The organism is Alteromonas sp. M12, from assembly GCF_037478005.1.
Classification (GTDB): Bacteria; Pseudomonadota; Gammaproteobacteria; order Enterobacterales; family Alteromonadaceae; genus Aliiglaciecola; species Aliiglaciecola lipolytica_A.
Map to the genome: position 1 here is coordinate 2,132,436 of NZ_CP144164.1, position 20,475 is coordinate 2,152,910.

Below are 20,475 nucleotides of genomic sequence, written 5' to 3' on the forward strand. Positions count from 1 at the left end.
TTATTGCTCTGTAGTTTTTTGCTTATCAAAAGAAGCGGGTAAATCATAACGTCTTATTTGAATAATCATTCCGAACATTGGATGGTCAAAATAGTGCACTTGATTACTAATCACACGACGTAATTGGTTAAACGGATAACTTTGTAAACGATCCGGTTTTGGTAACGATTCCTGTACCTGTTTTGCGGCCGCTTGTTCTCTAAGGTAAGCAGGAGAATCAAAAACGGGAGCACGAAAATCTATATTGCTATCGATATGCAGATACGGAGTACGCTGAATATAGCGTAAAAACACTTTTACCGTACCATCTAGTTCCCAGATATCGTTCACATTAGTTGGCGTATTTATATCTTCAACGGAGGGTTCGTCGAGGATGTCAATAGTCGGCTCGTTAAATTCAAAATTTTCATTATTTAACGCTAGTTTTATTTGTTCAATTAAGTCTGCTTGCTGACTCGTTTGTGCAAGATCAATGGAGGTTAAATCAGCAGTGCTTAGATTGCTGTCTTGCTCTGTTAGTGATGATGTCAGCATATTGATTGAAGATGCGTCTAAATTTTCATCCGGAAGTCGATTTCCCGTTGAAGGATCATATTCTTTGCCGTAATTTTTGCCAGCAAATAGGTGAAGTGCAAGTCCATTATCTTGGCCAAAAAGCGTTTGTTGCCGCCATCCCATATGCAACAAAGTGGTTAATCCTCTCTGTCGGTTTATGTCTCTTGCCAACTCATTTAATTGAAAACTGTCCGCAGACAATAATTGGGTATGGCGTAAACTGGGATCTTCACTATTACTGATTAGGGTAGGTACTTTTTCAATAAAAGGTTTAAGCGGTTTTTCATCAGGCAATCGACACAATAGTTTTTCTGGTAAATGTATCGGCTCTAACTGGAAATCTAATTGCCAAACATCCAAATAAGCTAAAGAGCCAGTGGCATTTGAGCCGTCTAACCCTGGGTTTGCATCAACCACAGTATCATTTGCAGTCTCATCGCTGGAAAGTGTGAACTGAGTTTTATCAAATGCTTCGAATTGTCCAAAACTATCATCCATTATGATTTTTGAACTAATTTCTTGCTGTTGCTGCGAATCAGAGAAGCATAAGGGAAGACCAGTAAAAATTCCTTCTAAATCAGGATATAAATAGTCATACAAGTTTTCAAACCCGTGATTAGATGTTCCTTTTAGCAACTTGCCTGGAAATTTTTCAACAATGGATGCTGGGTCTATATTGCGTTTATAGATGATGACTTCAACGTCGAACCACCATTCTTTTTCTTGGCTATTGGCGACAAAACTCATCGACATAAAAAGCCAAGTTAAGATTACTAGACGCCCAGAAGATTTGCCTAGATTAAAACGCTTTTGTACAGAGAACAGATTTAGTTTACCTTTCATGCGGCTTTTACCTGACGGCTAAAATCATTCAGTAGGTTTTCGATAACGTCTATTCGGCTTTTGGCCGAATCATTGTTAATTATCACTTTCAATTTATCCGGACCTTCTAATTTAAACTTATTGGGTTTGGTTTGGATCATTCGGATAATGTATCCAGGTTCGATTTTGGTGGAGTCTGAAAATTCAATTACTGCGCCTTTTATTGTCGCATCAATTTTGTTAATACCAACAGATTTAGCTTGTAATTTTAATTCTGCGACTCGGACTAAATTTTTAGCCGCGTCAGGTAATAAGCCAAACCGATCAATTAATTCAATTTGAAATTCTTTTATTTCAGTTAGATTTGTACATCCTGCCAGCTTTTTGTACAAGGATAAACGGGTATTTACGTCACCGATATAATCCTCAGGTAACAATGCGGGGATGCGTAAATCTATTTCAGTGTGAGCTGATAGAGCATCATCTAAGGATGGTTCTTTGCCAGCCTTCAGCGCTTCTACCGCTTGTTCTAACATATCCATATATAACGAGAATCCAACAGTGGCGATTTGTCCAGACTGATCGTCGCCTAATAACTCGCCTGCGCCGCGAATTTCTAGATCGTGGGTGGCTAACGCAAATCCAGCCCCCAGATCTTCTAAATTCGCAATGGCGTCTAAGCGCTTTTGAGCGTCCTTTGTCATACGTTTAGGTGGTGGAGTAAGCAAATATGCATAGGCTTGGTGATGGGAGCGGCCCACACGTCCACGTAATTGATGCAATTGGGCTAATCCTAGATGATCGGCCCTATCCATTATAATCGTATTTGCTGATGGCACATCTATACCGGTTTCAATAATGGTGGTGCACACCAATACATTGAAGCGTTGATGATAAAATTCACTCATTACTCGCTCAAGTTCACGTTCTCGCATCTGGCCATGACCAATTGCAATACGAGCTTCTGGTACTATTTCTGCAATTTCAGCTGCTGTTTTTTCAATCGTATCCACTTCGTTATGAAGGAAGTAGACCTGACCACCGCGCAAAATTTCGCGCATTATTGCTTCTCGTAATAATTCTTTACTACGCTGATGTACAAAGGTTTTGATAGCTAAACGTTTAGCAGGGGGAGTGGCAATAATGGATAAATCGCGCATACCACTCAATGCCATATTTAATGTTCTGGGTATTGGTGTCGCTGTGAGAGTTAAAATATCCACGTCAGATCTTAAGGCTTTAAATTTCTCTTTCTGACGTACTCCAAACCTGTGCTCTTCATCGATGATAACTAACCCTAAATCACTAAACTTCAAATCATCTTGCAATAACTTATGAGTGCCTACAACAATATCTACTTTGCCATTACCGATGCCTTCAATCACTTGTTTTTGGTCTTTACCGGTTACAAAACGCGAAAGCACCTCTATTCTGAAAGGACAGTTAGCAAATCGATCTTTAAAATTCTCAAAATGCTGTTGCGCTAACAAGGTTGTGGGCACAAGAATGGCGACTTGTTTGCCTTGATTCGCAGCTAAAAAAGCGGCTCGCATCGCTACTTCAGTTTTACCAAAGCCGACATCACCACAAACAAGCCGATCCATTGCGTTAGGACTGCCCATATCTTGAATAACAGCATTAATGGCTTGCAATTGGTCATCTGTTTCTTCAAAAGGGAAACTGTCAGCAAAAGATTGGTATTCTGGCCAGTCAATTTTATAGGCGAAGCCTGGTTTAGCGGCCCTTCGCGCATACACATCCAATAACTGCGCTGCCACATCTCGTACTTTTTCTGCTGCTTTTTTGCGTGCTTTACTCCACGCATCGGAACCTAAGTTATGCAATGGTGCATGGTCTAAATCACCACCACTATAGCGACTGATTAGATGCAATGAAGCCACAGGCACATAAAGTTTGGCTTCTTTAGCGTATTGAATGGTCAAATATTCTGTGGTCAATCCGCCAGCATCAAGGGTTTGTAAGCCTAAGAAGCGTCCTACACCGTGTTCTAAATGAACCACAGGTTGGCCTTGCGTCAATTCAGCAAGGTTACGAATAATCGCACTTTCATCGGTAGCTTGACGTTTTTCACGTAAGCGGCGTTGACTAACTTTATGCCCTAACAATTGAGTTTCGGTGATAAAGGCTAGTTCGCCGTCAGCTTCCAATAACTGAAAACTGTGTTCTGCCAAACCTATCGCGATGCCAATAGGTTCATGACTGGCCAAAAAAGCATGAATATTTTCAAACGCTTTTACGGGAATTTGTGCTTTATGTAAAAGATCTAAAAGGCTTTCTCTTCGCCCTTGAGATTCTGCACAAAAAAGCACTTTTTGTCCTTTTTCTTGCCAGTTTTTAACGGATTCTTTTATGCTCGTCCAGGGCACTTTATTTTGATGCTTAATGGCTATCTCGCCAATATCATCGGTGGCTAAATTAATCCTTCCTGCTTTTTCTTCTAACTTTTGTCTTGAAAGATTTATTCGTGGCCATTGTTTGAAGCCTGCAAAAAGCTCTTCGTAGCGTTGGAATATCTGTTGCGGCGGCAATAAGGGGCGCGCCGGATTGTAACGGTGCTGTTCATAGCGTTCGTTAAGGTCGGCCCAGTAGAAATCGCAAGCAGATGACAAATCACCGTAAGTCATGATTAAGGTGTTTGGGTGCAGGTAATCGAATAACGTGGCTGTATCATCAAAAAATAACGGTAAATAGTATTCAATACCACCAGGCATAATGCCTTTGCCTACTTGATAGTAGATTGAATCTTTGCTGTTATTTGCTTCAAAGGTATCTAAATAATTTTCACGAAAGCGTTTTAACGCATCTTTATCTGTCGGGAACTCTCTAGCAGGCAATAAATTAATGCCCTCTACTTTATCGCCAGAGCGTTGATTGTCCGGATCGAAGTGACGAATCGAATCTACCTCATCATCGAACATGTCTATTCTAAAGGGTTCATTGCTGCCCATGGGAAACAAGTCAATAATGCTGCCGCGAATACTAAATTCACCATGCCCCATTACTTGATTAACGTGTTGATAACCTGATTTATTTAGATTGAGTCTAAACTCGTCAATATCTAAGGTCTGTCCGGTTTTTAATATCAATAGATAACGCCCGAGAAAATCCACGGGCGGCATTCTGAGCAATAAGGTGTTCACCGGCACAATAAAAATGCAGCGTTTATTTTGAGTCAGTTCAAACAATGTTTCTAAACGCTGAGAAATAATATCTTGGTGTGGAGAAAAATTATCGTACGGTAAGGTTTCCCAATCGGGTAGTAATTTAACGTCTAATTCATCATCGCCAGCACCGGCAAGAAAAAAATGTAGCTCTTTTTCTAGTTTTAAAGCCGTAGGAGTGTCTGCTGTCACCAATAGGGTAGAACCGGGGTTTCGTTTCGCTCCGTTAGCAATTGCTAGGGATAAACTACTGCCATGCATATTGCCCCATTGGATAATATTGCCGGCTTTTTGAGGTAACTCAGGGGTAAAAATACTTGTTATCATTAATTTGAATCATTGTTTTGTTGTTTCGAGCGGGCGCGAAGCTGTAATGTCTGCATATGTAAACTAGCTCTAACCAGTAATTCTTGGTCTTCTTCGCGGATACGACTAAAAAGTAGATAAATATGGTAATCATCACCAACAGGCTCTGCTTTGATTACTTCTGAATAACAGTAAACAGCGGCGGATTCTTCGGTTAAAAATATTTTAAGTTCAACTAAAGTCCCTTCTGCTAAAGGCGCATTGCGTTTTAATATAATACCTCCGCCACCAAATTCTACTGACACATAGCGGTGTTGCGGATCATCTTGTTGCTGCAGAATATAGGACATCATCAAATCTAATTTTTTGTTTTGATGATTTAGAAAGTCAGTTAAATCTTTCGCGTGTTCGCTGAGGTTGCGCAGCGGTCTAAGCGCTTGGGTGTCAATATTTGACATCTCTGCTGCAATTTTAAACGCATAGGGCATTTGACTTACTAATTCATCTAAACTTGGAAGTTGAAATCCGTCATTTACTGGGGTCATATTCACACTGAGCTGATGCTTTATGGTAAAAAACTCATGAAATTGAGCCATTTTTTGTTCCAAACTAATTGGATCCATGGTTTCCCCGTTTGATTAGGTTTCAACGCCATTATGGCAATTATTAAATTCTTTCAATTAAACCACAAAGACTCAGTAAGTCTTTGATTGTAGTTTAACAAAGTGATGCTATTTTGTTTCTTGTTTAGCTGATCTCAAACACGTATTATGCCAGTTTATCGTCCACAATGAATAGCCAAAGGGTAATTATTGTGTTCAATAGATATTGGTTTAATTAATTCCCCAAAAGGCTTAATACTCATATATGTCTTATCCAGTTTCCACTTTTATCGGCCTTAGATACGCAAGAGCCAGTAAAAGTAGTCATTTTATTGCCTTCATTAACTTATTTTCAGTGGTAGGAATCGCGCTAGGGTTAATTGCGCTAATCACCGTGTCTTCGGTAATGAACGGTTTTGAATTGCAGTTGAAAAATCGCATGTTAGGTATTACCCCTCACATAGTGGCAGATACCCGTGCGTCAACTCCTACTGAAATACAACAGTTGGCTGAAATTGAAGGTGTTGAGTCCATAACATCTATTATTGAAAGTGAAGGTATAGTGCAATCACGCCGAGGGATACAAGGAGTGCTGCTGCATGGAGTAGACGCTGAATTTATGCAACAGCATTCTATTGTCGCTGAAAATATGATTTTTGGGCAGTTTAGTCAATTAAAGACGGGCCAATACAATATTATCATGGGCAGAGCTTTAGCCAGCAAATTGAGTATTCGCCCTGGTGATCAGATACGTTTGATATCGGCAGGAGCAAGTTCATATTCTCCAATGGGAAGAATGCCTAGTCAGCGGTTGTTTAGTGTCGTTGGACTGTTTGATTTGGCCTCACAATTGGACGATAAAGTGGTGTATATCGATATTCAAGATAATGCCAAACTATTGCGCAAATCAGTGGATAAATTGCAACAAACTCGTTTATTTCTAGATGATGCTTTTCAATATCAAAAAGTTGAGCAACAAATTGATCTGCCAACGGTTGATTGGAGGGTTCGACAAGGGCCCTTATTTGACGCCGTAAAAATGGAAAAAAACATGATGTCATTGATGTTGTTGCTAATTATTGCAGTGGCTGCATTTAACATAGTTTCAGCACTTGTGATGGTGGTCACAGAGAAAAGGGGGGATATCGCTATTTTGCGTACCCAAGGAATGCGCGGAACTAGCATCATTACTATCTTTTTGATCAATGGGTTGTACAACGGAGTTAAAGGTACGGTCATCGGTTTGATTTGTGGGATCCTGTTGGTGACACAATTAAATACTATTTTAAATGTTTTAGGGATGCCGATAGCTGTGGGGGATGGGCAAGGTTTGCCAGTTGATATTCGATGGCAGCAAATCGTTTCTCTGGTATTGCTATCCATTGGTTTATGTTTTGTTGCTACCCTTTATCCGGCATATAAAGCGTTAAGGGTGCAACCCGCTGAGGCACTGAAATACGAGTAAGGTATAAATTGAAATGGATTTCTCAACACTTTATCGAATGCTTTCGCTATAATTGGCAAAACATAGAAAAATCATATTCAAAAACACATAGGTTTTAACAGAAGTGCTTTTTGAGTATTTGTAAATTAAGGTTAATTAATGCAAAAAACGTATATTACTGCACAGAAATTGTTGGAAGACTCTTTTCGTTTGGCTGCAAAGGTGTATCAAGACGGATTTCGTCCGCAATTTATTGTAGGTATTTGGCGTGGGGGAGCTCCCATAGGTATCGCCGTTCAAGAATATTTTGATTATAAAAAAGTTGAAACAGACCATATTGCGGTGCGCACATCGTCATATTATGGAATCGATAAACAATCTAAAGAAATCAAGGTACATGGACTGCATTACTTGATTGAAAATGCTAATGCCAGCGATGGCTTACTGATTGTGGATGACGTTTTTGATTCTGGGCGCAGTGTAAATGCGCTAATAGAACAAATTAAAAAGCTTTCTAGGCTGAATATGCCAGAAGATATTCGTGTTGCTTGTCCGTATTACAAACCGGAAAATAACAAAACTCAAATGGTACCTGATTACTTTATTCACGAAAGTGATGAATGGTTGGTTTTCCCGCATGAAATCTCAGGACTGACTCCTGATGAGATCATTGAAGGCAAAACTGATTTGAAGAATGTTCACGACATATTGTTCGACAAATAAGTCGAAATTATATTTAAAAGGGCGGATAAATGTATCCGCCCTTTTTTAATCCTACTGAATTATTTACCTAGTAAGTAATGTTTATCATAAAAAGTATACACCCAGGTTGGTTTATAAATAACCAATATGGTCATTGTCCAACCATTGAGCATACCTTCAGACATTAGTAATAAAGGAATTAACAGTAAGTAAGAGTCATAAAGTGTGTCTGCGTCATAAATGCCATCCACATAATAATAGCCAGATAGTAGCAACATTTTTACAGCGATCATCGCCGCGCCAGCAATAAATGAACAGACAAACACATAGACAAAAAAGTGCCTAGGTAATTTGTGAAACGAAAAGTTATAAATCAAATAACTGGTGACAATGGGAATACTGATCCCCAATACACCATTGATTCCAAACATCTGCCAACTATCGTATCCGGCTACGGTAGACACTAGCAGGGTACAAAACCCTGCTAATAAAGCCCAACGCAAGCCTAACAGCAAGGTCATTGCTGTGAGCCACAAAAAATGTACATCCAATCCTGGCTCTACGCCTACACGGAAAAGCCATAAACCGAATACTGAAACGGACGAGCCCAGCACTAAATGTTGGAGCTTTTTATTGTGCTTAAATTGCACAAAAGATACTCGTGTTAGAACAAACACTATACCGAGTAAATAGATCAGCCATGCTGAGATTTGAAGGAAGGTTAATTCAAACATTTAAAACTCGTAAGTTGCCCAAATAGGTGCATGATCAGAAGGCTTTTCAATTCCTCTAAGTTCATAGTCGATTCCCGCTTCTTTCAGATTTTCGTGCAACTTTGATGTGGATAAAATTAAATCTATGCGTAAACCACGATTATCATTGAATCCCTTAGAACGATAGTCAAACCAGCTATATTGCTCGCCGCCGTCAGGGTTTAATGTTCTGAAGCCATCCTCGAAACCCCAGTCAAACAGTGTATTTAACCATTCACGCTCCTCAGGTAAGAAGCTACATTTTTTCGTTCTTAACCAACGTTTACGGTTTTCTTCACCAATTCCTATATCCAAATCTGTATGCGAAATATTCACATCGCCCATGACAATGACATTTTCATCAGGTGAGTGATTATCATTTAAGTAACCCATTAAATCTTGGTAAAATTTACGTTTTGCTGGGTATTTGGTCTCGTGGGTTTGATTTTCACCTTGCGGGAAGTATCCATTCAGTACGCGCACACTTTCGCCGTTGGGTAATGGGTATGTCACCATAATCATTCGTCGTTGCGCTTCTTCATCATCTGTAGGGAATCCGTACTGCACGTCGCTAGGCTGTTCTTTACACAACATTGCCACACCGTAATGACCTTTTTGTCCGTGAAAATAAACGTGATACCCCATAGCGGCAACATCCTCTAAAGGAAATTGATCGTTATGCACCTTTATTTCCTGTAGTCCAATAACATCTGGTTGATGTTTTTCGATAAGCGCTTGCAATTGATGCAGCCTCGCTCGAATACCGTTTATATTAAATGATATAAATTTCATGTTTTTCTCATCGACTAAATTTTGCCGGTGATTCTAACAAACAAAGCTACTTAGTTGAAAATAAAGATAATCAGTAGTTTCGATAAAGCTGATATTTGTGTTTGCTGGAACTGGATTAAACGCGCTACCATGATCCTAATAAACATGAAAAAGTAAGGAAGAGGGTGTTGAGTGCTGCATTTAATTCAGTCAAATAAAATGGAAGTGTTACAGGCTGATTTGTTAGACAAGTTATCACCAAAGCCTTCTCAAAATTCACCTCAAGCACAAGGCAATTTGTCGGCGTTACTCGTCCCAGAAACTATTATTGTGCAAAGCCCAGGAATGGCGCAATGGATTAAAATTGCCATTGCCGAAACCTTAGGGGTAGCAGCCAACATCGAATTTCCACTGCCATCAAGCTATATTTGGCAGCAATATAAATACTTTTTTAATGATTTACCTGAAACTTCTGCATTCACTAAGCCTAATATGGTTTGGAAGTTAATGAGTATTCTCGAGGGCTTTTTAGACACGCCTGAATTTACTGAGATAAAGCTATATCTCAACGGGGACCGCGAGTTAAAGTTCTATCAGCTATGTCAAAAAATTGCAGATGTGTTCGATCAATATCAAGTCTATCGTCCTGAGTGGATTAATCTTTGGGAAACGGGTGAAAATAGCGTTGATGGTAGACTCATCACGTCACATCTTTGGCAACCAATATTATGGCGAGCGCTGGTGGCGCAAACTCGTAAGCTGGGCGAATCTGTCTATCATCGAGCGAACTTGCATGCCCAGTTACTGCAAAAAATAGCAGAAAGTGAGCCAGCTAAGGAGCAAAAACCGCTATACGTGTTTGGCATTTCTACTTTGCCACAGCAGCAATTAGACGTATTTGAAGCATTGGCTGCGCATCGCGATGTATTTTTATTCTGGTGTAATCCGAGTCAACACTTCTGGGGTGACATTGTGGATGAAAATACCTTGAGCCGGCATAAATTGAAAGAAGGCGATACCCAATCTGAGCGCAGTGCATTGTTCGACGTTGGCAATCCTTTATTGGCGAGTTGGGGGAAACCAGGGCGTGATTACTTGGAAATGCTGTTGGCTAGCAGTGCAGAATCGAGTGATATATTTGTCGAGGTGCAACCTGATACGCTATTAAGTTGGTTACAACATGAAATGTATGAGTTAACAATGCGCGATACTCAACCGCCGTTGTCAGCCGATGAACTGTTAACCAATGGTGTGGAATTTCCAAAAATAGAGATATCAGAAGATGACAAATCGGTGCAAATTCATAGTTGTCACTCGAAAGTCAGAGAATTGGAAGTGTTACATGATCATTTGCTGAGCCATTTCTCGCAAGATGCACAACTAAAGCCGTCAGATATAGTGGTGATGATGCCCGATGTCGCAGCCTATGCTCCCTATATCGATGGGGTGTTTGGTAGTGCGGAGTCGGAACTCTTTATTCCTTATGGAATTTCAGACCGTAATGCAGCGCAAGAATCACATATTATTGAAAGCTTTATTAATCTACTCAATTTACATCAGAGTCGAATAAGTCTATCTGAAATATTAGTATTTTTAGAAATCCCCGCAATTCAAAAATGCTTTGATATTTCTGCCAGCGAATACGAAGATATTCGAGATTGGTTAATTGAAGTTGGTTTTCGTTGGGGATTAAGCGGCGATGATAAAACTCGTTGGGCAGTACCTGAAGAATCTCAAAATACGCTAATTTTTGCGCTCGAACGATTGTTATCTGGCTACGCCATGAGCGGTGAATTTTTGTTCACAGGTAGAGTGTCTGAAGATCTTCCAATTGCCCCCTATAAAGATATCGAAGGGCAAAGAGCTATTGCGTTAGGTAAGTTGTACCAATTTGCTTTGCTTCTGCAAAAGGTGCTGAAATTTTGCTTACAAAGCGACACCTTAGATAACAAGGTACAACAAAGTTTGTCGTTCATAGAATTAATTTATTCAGTTGATGAAAACGAACAAGTCTATTTAAACCAATTGCGTCAAGCATTGGAAAGTATGCAAGATCATATAAACCAGTTTAATCAAAACGTTTGTCAGGATGTATTTGTTGCGGAATTGACACAGCGCTTGCAAGACAAAGGAGTAGGGCAGCGGTTTTTAGCCGGTAAAGTTAATTTTTGTACTTTAATGCCGATGCGTAGTATTCCCTTCAAAATAGTTTGTTTGTTGGGGATGAATGACCAGGACTACCCGCGGCAGACTGTGCCAATTGGCTTCGATTTAATGCGTGAAACCCAGAATCGCAGAGGCGATCGCTCCCGCAGAATGGATGATCGTTATCTATTTTTAGAAGCCATTTTATCAGCACGTAAAGAGTTATATGTCAGCTTTCTTGGTAATAGTAGTCGTGATAATTCAGAGCGTAATCCGTCTATTTTAGTAACCGAATTATTGGATTACTGCCAACAGGTATTTTGTGTAGCCGACACATTAAGCCTGCCGGTTGAACAGACCCAGCAACAACTAAGCAAGCATTTAATGCAACCCCATGGACTGCAGCCATTTTCAAAACAGTATTTTGATAAATCCAACAATTTACAGAGTTATCAACCAATTTGGTTAAAAGTACTGAATGCACAAATGTCTGAAAATCTAGATGCCCATTTTTTTACTGAAACCTTGCCAAGTCAACTGGAAGATAATGAACTCATTGTAGAATTGAACGATTTAATCGCCTTTTTCCAGAATCCGCCCAAATTTTTCTTTCGCCAACGTTGGCGCACCAGTTTGTCACTTTACTTTAATGAGTTAGTCGATGAAGAACCTTTTGATATAGATTCATTAACTCGGTTTCAATTAAACGACACTATTTTAGATAGTATGTTAAAACTTCAAATGGACGAAGAAGCCTTCCAACAACAGTTCTATCAGGATTATTTGGCACAAGGCAAGTTGCCCACCGGTGCTGCTGGCCCATTAAGTTTCAATCAAATTTGGCGCTCATCTGAGAGTCTACGTAATCAATTGATAGAGAATATTAAAGCCAAAAAAGCAAGCTTGGTAGAGGTTGACCAAGCCCTAGAAAACGGCTCTATACAAGGTTGGCTAAAACAGATCTACGGTACAGATTTAGTGTTATATCGAGCCGGTAAAATACGTGGTAAAGATATGATTGAATTATGGTTGAAATGGCTATGTTATTGCGCATCATCGGAGCGAAAAAGTGGTGTCGCTCGATATCTTAATATTGAGAAACCATTAGAATTGACTGTTGTACCTCAAGCCCAAGCAATAGAATATTTAAATATTCTATTCGATGTATTTGCCTCTGGTCTTAATAAACCCCCTTTGTTTTTTGCCAATAGCGCAAAAAAATGGCTGGAAACTCAAGATATAGATAAAACCTTAGCTGAGTTTAATGGCACTATTTTTAGCTCAGGAGAAGGTCAAGAGACCAATATTCATCGGGTGTGCCCTGATTTGTCAGCTAACTTTGCCGAATTTAAACAATTGAGCGAAATGATTTTTGCGCCAATATTCGATTATAAGGTATCTAAATGAAGCAACTTGATACCTACAGCTACCCACTTTTAGGCGCTTCGCTAATCGAAGCTAGCGCCGGCACAGGTAAGACTTATACCATTGTTAATTTGTATTTACGCTTGTTGCTTGGGCATCAAAGTGAGGGCTTGAATTTAACTAAATCCGACCAGCGTCAAGGGTTGGGAGTAGAACAGATTTTAGTTGTGACCTTTACAAATGCAGCCACGGCAGAGCTAAAACAACGAATTCAACGACGTTTGCACAGTGCTTATTTGGACTTTTATCAAGGCCACAGTAGCGATGGTTTTATTCAAAAGTTAATCGATGATACGGCTGATATGGCTCTGGCTTGCGAAACCTTGTTGTTGGCCTCACGACAAATGGACGAAGCAGCAATTTTTACTATTCACGGCTTTAGTCAACGGATGTTGTCTGAACACGCATTTGCCAGTGGCAGTGTTTTTGACGAACAGCTAGAGTTAGACCAATCTACTTGGATACAACAAGCAGTTGAAGATTTTTGGCGCAGTGAAATCGTGCCTTTATCGGAAACTATGGTTCAGTATGTGCGTAGTATTTGGTCAGGCCCCGAACCTTTAATAAAGTCGTTGAGGGGGATTTTAGAGCGGGAATTCATTCCCAGTAAACAGCTTACGTTGAGCCATGCGAATCAATTATTAGAACAACTAATCGACAGTACAAACAGCCTAAAAAGCTGGTGGCTGCAGCATAATGTGTCGGCCCAATTGCAACAAGCTAAGCTCAAGGGCAATACTAAACTGGGTAAGCCAGATATCTACCGGGTAATGGATGATTTCTGTCAAAGTGATTCAGTTATCTGCCCGTTTGATAAAGGTTGGATCGACTTTTTTCCTGAAAAAGTGGAAAAAGCACGTTCTAAAACCAGTCCAGATTTAAGCGATTTAAATTTTAAGCGTTTTGAATTAACAGAGATGTTACGACATTCATTTGTGACAGCACTGCGTAATGCAGTTCAAAACACGGCACTTTTGCAAGTACGGAAAAATCTAGAAGCGTTTAAAGCGCGCACCAGCAAATTGTCACCCAATGATTTGCTAACTCGTTTAAATGATGGCTTGATGGGAGAAAATGGCAAAACCTTAGCCGATCTGATCCGCAAACAATATCCAGCCGCAATGATTGATGAGTTTCAAGATACCGATCATTGCCAATTGAATGTGTTTAGCCAAGTTTATCCACTGCAAGAAAATCCTGATTTATCCTATTCGTTAATCATGATTGGTGATCCTAAACAGGCTATTTATGGGTTTCGTGGTGCTGACATATACACCTATATTCAAGCTAAGCAGCAAATCGGCAGTGAAAAGCAGTTTACGTTAGCGACAAACTGGCGCTCACAGCAATCTTTGGTCGAAGCGGTAAACCAATTGTTTGCAAAAAGCGATAAGGGCTTTTTGTTTGAGCAAGCGATTCCATTTTTTTCCGTAGAGGCTGCATCTAAGTCCACTTTTTTGGAAGCGAATGAAAGTCGGTATGCCAGTTTAAATTTCTATCATCTACATGGTGCTAAAGATGTTATTGGGAATAAAGATGCAAAGACTAATTTGGCCGGCCATACGGCAAATATTATTGTTGACCTATTGCAGCACGGTCAATTAAATGTACAAACAGAATTAGAGCAACTAAAACGCGACGTTGTAGCCAAAGATTGCTGTGTACTCGTTAGAGATCGTAATGAAGCAAACTTAATCAAGCAGGCATTGGCATCTCGAGGTGTAGACAGTGTGTTTTTGGTTCGCCATAGCGTGTACGCCACGGAAACAGCCATGGACTTGTATCGTGTACTAGATGCATTGGTCAACCCTTCTGACGAAAGGCGGATTAAAGCAGCATTGACCAGTGAACTAATGTGCTTCAATAGCGTAGAGTTGGATCAGTTATTTACCAGTGAATCAGCTTGGCAGCAAATAGTCGAGCTGTTTGTTACTTGGCAGCAACACTGGCAACGCTTTGGTATTATGATGGCGCTCAATCGAGTTATGCAGCATTTTCACGTGTTTACTGGATTAATGACGCATTTTAGCGATGGCATGCGACGTTTAACTGATCTAAGGCATTTAGTTGAAATGTTGCAGCAACAAAGTGTTATCACTCCAGGTGATAATCAATTGTTGTATTGGTTGGGGCAACAAATACAGCAGCCAGATCATAATAATGAAGCCCATCAACTACGTTTAGAAACCGACGGCAATTTAGTTCAAATTATTACCATTCATGCATCTAAGGGGCTAGAGTTTCCCTATGTCTTTGTGCCTTTCGGGTGTTCTTATAAAGCCGCATCGGAAGCGCTATTTCATGATCAAGATTTTCACTTGACCATGGATTTTGAAAACACTCCTGAAAATTTAGAAAAAGCAGATTTTGAACGTTTAGCCGAAGATACAAGGTTGTTATATGTGGCACTTACTCGCGCTGTTTACAACTGTTTTGTTGGGATTTGGAATCCTGCTTTGGGAAAAAGCCAATCTGTTTCTGGATTATTTCACACTGCTTTAGGGAAATTGCTTTCGTTAGAAAATATTGAACCAACCAATAGTTTTATCGGCCAGCGAATTCAGAGCTTGGCAGAGTATGGGGATATCGGATACACCGCAGTGCATATTGAACCGGAGATATTACCGTACCGACCTGATAAATTAACTTTAGATACCTCCTTGGCAGTCAATATCATTGAAACGCCAATCGATGCTAACTGGCGGATAACGAGCTATTCTGCGATTGCTCGCAATCAATTTCATGTTGAGCATGAGCAACCTGGTACCGACGAAAGCGAAACCATAAATCAACTCGATTCAACTTTTTCAGCCCAAGAGGTGGAAGTGGAACTCGATTCTGCGCAAGATAATTTAAGTCGATTTGAGTTTACTCGAGGCGCGCAAGCCGGTTCTTTCCTACACGGCGTGTTAGAAAATATTGATTTTCAACAGCCTAGCCAGCTTTCTCAAGTGATTGAACAGCAACGCAGTTGGTTTGGTATTGATGAGCAGTGGAATGCAACAGTGGAAATCTGGCTAAAAGACGTGCTAAACACCAGTATTGTGCTCACTCATAGCAAAAATACTAACACGACTTTTACCTTGGCATCGTTAACCAAGGACCAAGTTTGTCCTGAAATGGAGTTCCATCTACCTTTAAATTCGGTGCAAGCAGCACCTTTTAATCAATTGATTAATAAGGTTTTTAAAACCAGTAAAAGGCAATATCAATTTACCCAATTGCACGGCATGCTAAAAGGCTATATCGACTTAACGTTTTGCTTAGATGGCCGTTTTTACGTTGCCGATTATAAATCTAATTACTTAGGTCCTGATTATGCTGACTATGCCGAAGATAAAATGCAAAAAGCCATGGTGGAGCACGATTATCATTTGCAGTCTTTGCTCTATGTTTTAGCTTTACATCGATTCTTGAAAAGTAAGTTAGCTGATTATGATTATGATCAGCATGTCGGTGGCGCATATTACTTGTTCTTACGGGGAATGTCAGAGCATTACCCAGGCAGCGGAATTTACTTCTATAAACCAGAGAAAGTCATAATTGAATCCCTTGATAAGTTGTTTCAAGGAGAGGAAATAGACTCTTTTGCTGCGCCACAAAGTACCAGTCAGGAGCAAATGGATTTATGGTAAATAGTCTTCTCGATACGCACTTTTATACTAATTGTGAGCGTCAAATTAGCGCTATGGGCCTTTCTAACCTTGATAGTGCTTTTGCGCATTTTATTTTTCAGCAGGAAAGCCATCTTAGCCAAAACATAGCGCTGCTTTCAGGTCTAGTGAGTCAACGTTTGAGTCAGCAACACAGTTGTTTAAATTTACATGAGCTTACTTTCAAGCAAATTAAATTACTCGGATTTTCGAGTATTAATGAGGTAATTGAGGCTATTCATGCAAGTTATTGTATTTCTTCGAACCCTGTTGAAGATCCTCGAAAACCATTAATATTCGCGCAAAATGCCATTTATTTGCAGCGATACTATCAATATGAGATGGGTTTAACCCAAATCATTCAACAAAAGTTAGCAGTAGAAACGACAGTGTCTAGCGACGTCGCAAGACCTATTGTTGATGAATTATTTAGTGCTCCTGAGGGGCAAAATCAAACCGAAATCGATTGGCAGAAAGTGGCGGTTGGGATTGCAGCGACACGTAATTTTAGCCTTATAACCGGAGGGCCCGGCACAGGTAAAACAACCACAGTTGCCAAGTTATTAGCCTTGTTGTTTGCCCTTCAACGCGCCAACGGAAAAGAGCTCAAAGTACAACTCGTTGCGCCAACGGGCAAGGCAGCAGCACGGCTGACTGAATCTATAGTGTCAGCGCGAGAATCATTGCCGGATAACTACAAAACGGGATTAAATCTACAAACCAGTACAATTCATCGACTATTAGGAAGTCAACCGGGACAAATTGAATTTAGGCACAATGCGGAAAATTTATTGCATGTGGATGCATTGATTGTTGATGAAGCGTCGATGGTAGATTTACCATTGATGTATAGGCTGCTTAGTGCGATTCCCATCAACACAAAAGTCGTGTTGTTAGGAGATCACAATCAACTCTCTTCGGTTGAGACTGGCAGTGTTTTATCCGATATTTGTCACTCCGCGTTATTGAGTAAAGCATACCCTGAATATTCATTGCATACCGCGCAACAGATTATTCGCATATGTGACCAAAATATTCCCCAACGACCTGAAAGTCGTGGAACTAGTCCCATCGCGGACTGCTTAGTTAAATTGCGAAAAAGTCACAGATTCTCGTCAGAAAGTGGAATCGGTTTGTTGTCGGAACAAGTTATTGAAGGTGATGCCCATGCTGTTTTATCGATACTCACTGATACCGAACAAGCCACCTTAACTTGGCATCAAGATGGCAATGTACAAGTATTCGCGCGGCAATACGCTAGTCAATTAAAAGCCTATTTTTTGTCAGTAAATCAAGGGGATTTAAAACAAGGTTTCAGCTATTTATTAAATCAACAAATTTTATGCGCCCATAAATCCGGTGAGTGGGGAGTGGATAACATCAATTATCAAGTTACTCGGGAATTAGATCGTCAGGGTTTTATTTCAATGGATGAAAAAGACTACATAGGCCGACCAATAATGTTAACCCGTAACGATCATAATTTAGGATTATTTAACGGTGATGTGGGGATAGTAATGCCGGATCCTGAAAATCGAGAATTAAAAAAAGCGTGGTTCAAGACCGCAGAAGGTGGTTACAAAGGTGTATTGTTAAGCCGGTTGCCTGAACATCAACCTGTGTATGCCATGACCATTCACAAGAGCCAAGGTTCTGAATTTAATCAGGTATATCTGTGCTTGCCCGACGTAAACTTAAATCCGTCAGCCAAAGGATTAAGCCGAGAATTGTTTTATACTGGCCTTACCCGTGCACGGGAAAAGTTTGTGTTATACAGTCACAAAGAGAGCCTGCAAGCTTGTATAAATAATGTCTGTTTAAGAAGTAGTGGCTTGGCGCAACGCTTGTCAAGTTAGGTTTTTTAGTGCTATTTCGGGCTAAGAGTTAGCACGATGAAGTTGTCCTAAATATCGCTAGGAGGAACTATCCATAAGGGGTTAGGTGTGCGCAATTGTGCTTTAATTTGCGATTGATACTTATCCCTTAGTTCAAGCATATCTTGTTGTTGGTTTTGAAATTCAGCAATACTTTTTATCTCATCAAAAATAGGATCGATAAAAGTCATTATATAGCCCAATGATCTCATCCGTTCTAACCATTTATAACTCTGTTGATGGTTGCCGGTAAGAGTGGCAAACAAAATACGTTGTTTTATTTCATTTAAGTTACTTACTTGTTGAGTGGGTTTGTTAGTTAAGTATTCTTTTAGCATACTTAACAGTTGCTCATTATTTTCTCCCAGTGCTTGACGAGTTTGCGCAAGTGCAATTATAAAGTCTGCACTTGCCGCACTTTCGATGGGCCTGTCGAGCAACTTATAGGCCTCAATATAAGCGTTCACAATTTGGTTGGTTTTCTCATAGTCACGTAAATAATATAAAAACCATGCAATATCTGTCATGTCTGTGACTTTTGCTAACTGCTCGGCCGCCAATCCTAGATTATCTGTGTAAATGCCGTGCCAGACTTGGCTAGTAGGACTAGCGTTATACCAAAGCGCATGCTGGTATAAGCCGACTAAATTATATAGCCTAGCCAGGTTTCTGTTGATACTCGTGCTTTGTTGGTTAAGGGTATAGGCATTTTGCAACATGCTATGAGCCTGCGAATAATTCCCACTTTTAAAAGCAAGATCGGCTAAAACACTGTAACCAAAAGGTTGGGTAGGGTGCAATCGCACTAAGTCGTCGCCAATGATTTTGCTGTTCACTCTATCGTCAACGGATAAATAAATACGCGCAAGATTACTTAAAATATTGTTAGAAAGTGGATCCAGTAGTCTCGCTTTTTTGTACTGCTCTATTGCTTCATCGAGCTTGCCTTGTTCCCACAAAATACCGCCTAAAAGAAAGTATGCATTAGCATAATTATGATTCGCCTCGATGGCTTGTGTCGCATATTGTTGGGCTTGTTTGATGGACGCGGCAGTATTCTTATCTTTTGCTAGGTATGCTGCACTTGCTAGCACTTCTGCAGAATTAGGCGCTAACTCAAGTGCTCTGGCAACTAATGGGGATGCTTTGTCTCGGGATGCTTGTTTATCTAAGCCGGCATAAGCTTCCATCAGCAAATAAGTGTCTGATAAACCTGAATAGGCATGTGCAAAATTTGGATCTAAATCAATGACCTTAATAAATTTTTGAACTGCTAGGGCTAGACTTTCTGGCGAGCGTAATTTCTGATTTTCGCGGGCTTGCAAATAAAGCTCGTAGGCTTCTAAAGACAAGGTTTTATCAGAATCTTTTAACGGCACTACGGTTAACTTACCCTTGAGTTGTTGGATTATTTTACTGGCTATTTCGTCTTGTACTGCAAATAAATTTTGCGCTGACAAAGGACGATCATAGGTTTCAGACCAGATATGTTCATCAGTTTGTGCATTGATCAGTTGAGCTGTGATGCGAATAGTATTGCCAGATTTACGTATACTTCCTTCTAAAATATGTGCGACTTTCAGTTCTTTAGCAATCTCACTTACGGTCGAATCTGTATCCACAAAGGCAAAAGATGAGGTGCGCGATACAACTCGTAAGCCTTTGATACGACTTAATAGGTTAAGTAATTCCTCAGAAATTCCATGCCCAAAATAACCCTGATCATTGCTTGCTGAAAAATCATCAAATGGCAAAACTGCAATCGACTGAGTCGCAGAGCTGGTAACGACTTCAACATTTGCGTTGCTTGTTTGCTGAGTGATTTCTCGGTTTTCATCGACTAATGTGTTTTTTCCTAAATGCATCCACATCAGCGTGATCAGTCCAGCGCTAATTACCCCAGTTAATGTAAAAATAGTAATCGTATTTTTAGAATTAGCCGCTTTACTTAATGCGGGGTTTTTTGCGGTACGAACCAAACCTTTAGGCGTAAATTGAAAAATCCAAGCGAGTAAAACCGCGATAGGAAAGCCAATTATCACTAGGATTGTTGCGATCGTGTCAAACCAAGTTGGTAAGTGTAATGCGCTTTCCAACACCACGGCTAATTGCATGACTAACCAGCCAATGACAGCGTAACCCGCTATGACATTGAATACATTGCGTCGTCTTAACTCAGCAATAAAGCTACTCATTCAGTTTCCTCTTAACGATGATGCCTTGCGGATCTTAAAAAAAACAG

11 protein-coding genes are annotated in these 20,475 nt (G+C 40.2%); 5 read left to right on the top strand and 6 right to left on the bottom strand.

Annotation, left to right across the window (positions count from 1 at the left end; all coding sequences use genetic code 11):
• The 3 genes from VUI23_RS09155 to VUI23_RS09165 are packed head-to-tail and all read right to left on the bottom strand — an operon-like array spanning position 1 to position 5,488.
• A complete protein-coding gene (locus VUI23_RS09155) occupies positions 1-1,398 on the bottom strand; it encodes a CsiV family protein (protein WP_342807960.1) in 1,398 nt (465 codons plus the stop codon).
• Positions 1,395-4,886 carry a transcription-repair coupling factor gene (gene mfd / locus VUI23_RS09160; RefSeq protein WP_216047285.1) on the bottom strand — a complete coding sequence of 1,164 codons (3,492 nt, stop codon included), beginning with the start codon at positions 4,884-4,886 and terminating at the stop codon, positions 1,395-1,397. Before mfd ends, VUI23_RS09155 begins: the two co-directional genes overlap by 4 nt.
• Entirely contained in the window at positions 4,886-5,488 is a 603-nt protein-coding gene (locus VUI23_RS09165; protein WP_303501111.1) for a PilZ domain-containing protein, read from the bottom strand. The genes mfd and VUI23_RS09165 overlap by 1 nt, the downstream gene beginning before the upstream one ends.
• Before the next feature lie 244 nt (positions 5,489-5,732).
• Between VUI23_RS09165 and VUI23_RS09170 the strand changes: the two genes are divergently transcribed.
• Together VUI23_RS09170 and VUI23_RS09175 are read left to right on the top strand one after the other, a co-directional pair.
• On the top strand, positions 5,733-6,932 hold the full coding sequence (locus tag VUI23_RS09170; RefSeq protein ID WP_342807962.1) for a lipoprotein-releasing ABC transporter permease subunit: 1,200 nt from the start codon (positions 5,733-5,735) through the stop codon (positions 6,930-6,932).
• Between the two features lie 138 nt (positions 6,933-7,070).
• On the top strand, positions 7,071-7,634 hold the full coding sequence (locus VUI23_RS09175; RefSeq protein ID WP_216047282.1) for a phosphoribosyltransferase family protein: 564 nt from the start codon (positions 7,071-7,073) through the stop codon (positions 7,632-7,634).
• Between the two features lie 59 nt (positions 7,635-7,693).
• Here VUI23_RS09175 and VUI23_RS09180 read toward each other — a convergent pair whose 3' ends face one another.
• On the bottom strand, positions 7,694-8,347 hold the full coding sequence (locus tag VUI23_RS09180; RefSeq protein WP_216047281.1) for an energy-coupling factor ABC transporter permease: 654 nt from the start codon (positions 8,345-8,347) through the stop codon (positions 7,694-7,696).
• Positions 8,348-9,157, bottom strand: coding sequence for an exodeoxyribonuclease III (xthA, locus tag VUI23_RS09185; RefSeq protein ID WP_216047280.1), 810 nt, complete (start codon positions 9,155-9,157; stop codon positions 8,348-8,350). It lies immediately after the preceding gene.
• A gap of 171 nt (positions 9,158-9,328) precedes the next feature.
• On the opposite strand from xthA, the gene recC reads away from it, so the two are divergent.
• Genes recC through recD form a run of 3 tightly spaced genes read left to right on the top strand, consistent with a single transcriptional unit; the run spans position 9,329 to position 18,215 of the window.
• Entirely contained in the window at positions 9,329-12,688 is a 3,360-nt protein-coding gene (gene recC, locus VUI23_RS09190; RefSeq protein WP_342807964.1) for an exodeoxyribonuclease V subunit gamma, read from the top strand.
• Positions 12,685-16,341: an exodeoxyribonuclease V subunit beta gene (gene recB, locus VUI23_RS09195; RefSeq protein WP_342807966.1), complete on the top strand. Its 3,657-nt coding sequence runs from the start codon at positions 12,685-12,687 to the stop codon at positions 16,339-16,341. Before recC ends, recB begins: the two co-directional genes overlap by 4 nt.
• Complete coding sequence (gene recD / locus VUI23_RS09200) at positions 16,335-18,215, top strand: exodeoxyribonuclease V subunit alpha (RefSeq protein ID WP_342807968.1); 1,881 nt, start codon at positions 16,335-16,337, stop codon at positions 18,213-18,215. Before recB ends, recD begins: the two co-directional genes overlap by 7 nt.
• A 47-nt stretch (positions 18,216-18,262) precedes the next feature.
• Here the strand turns inward: recD and VUI23_RS09205 are convergent, their stop codons facing one another.
• Entirely contained in the window at positions 18,263-20,428 is a 2,166-nt protein-coding gene (locus tag VUI23_RS09205) for a tetratricopeptide repeat protein (protein ID WP_342807970.1), read from the bottom strand.
• Positions 20,429-20,475 lie beyond the last annotated feature (47 nt).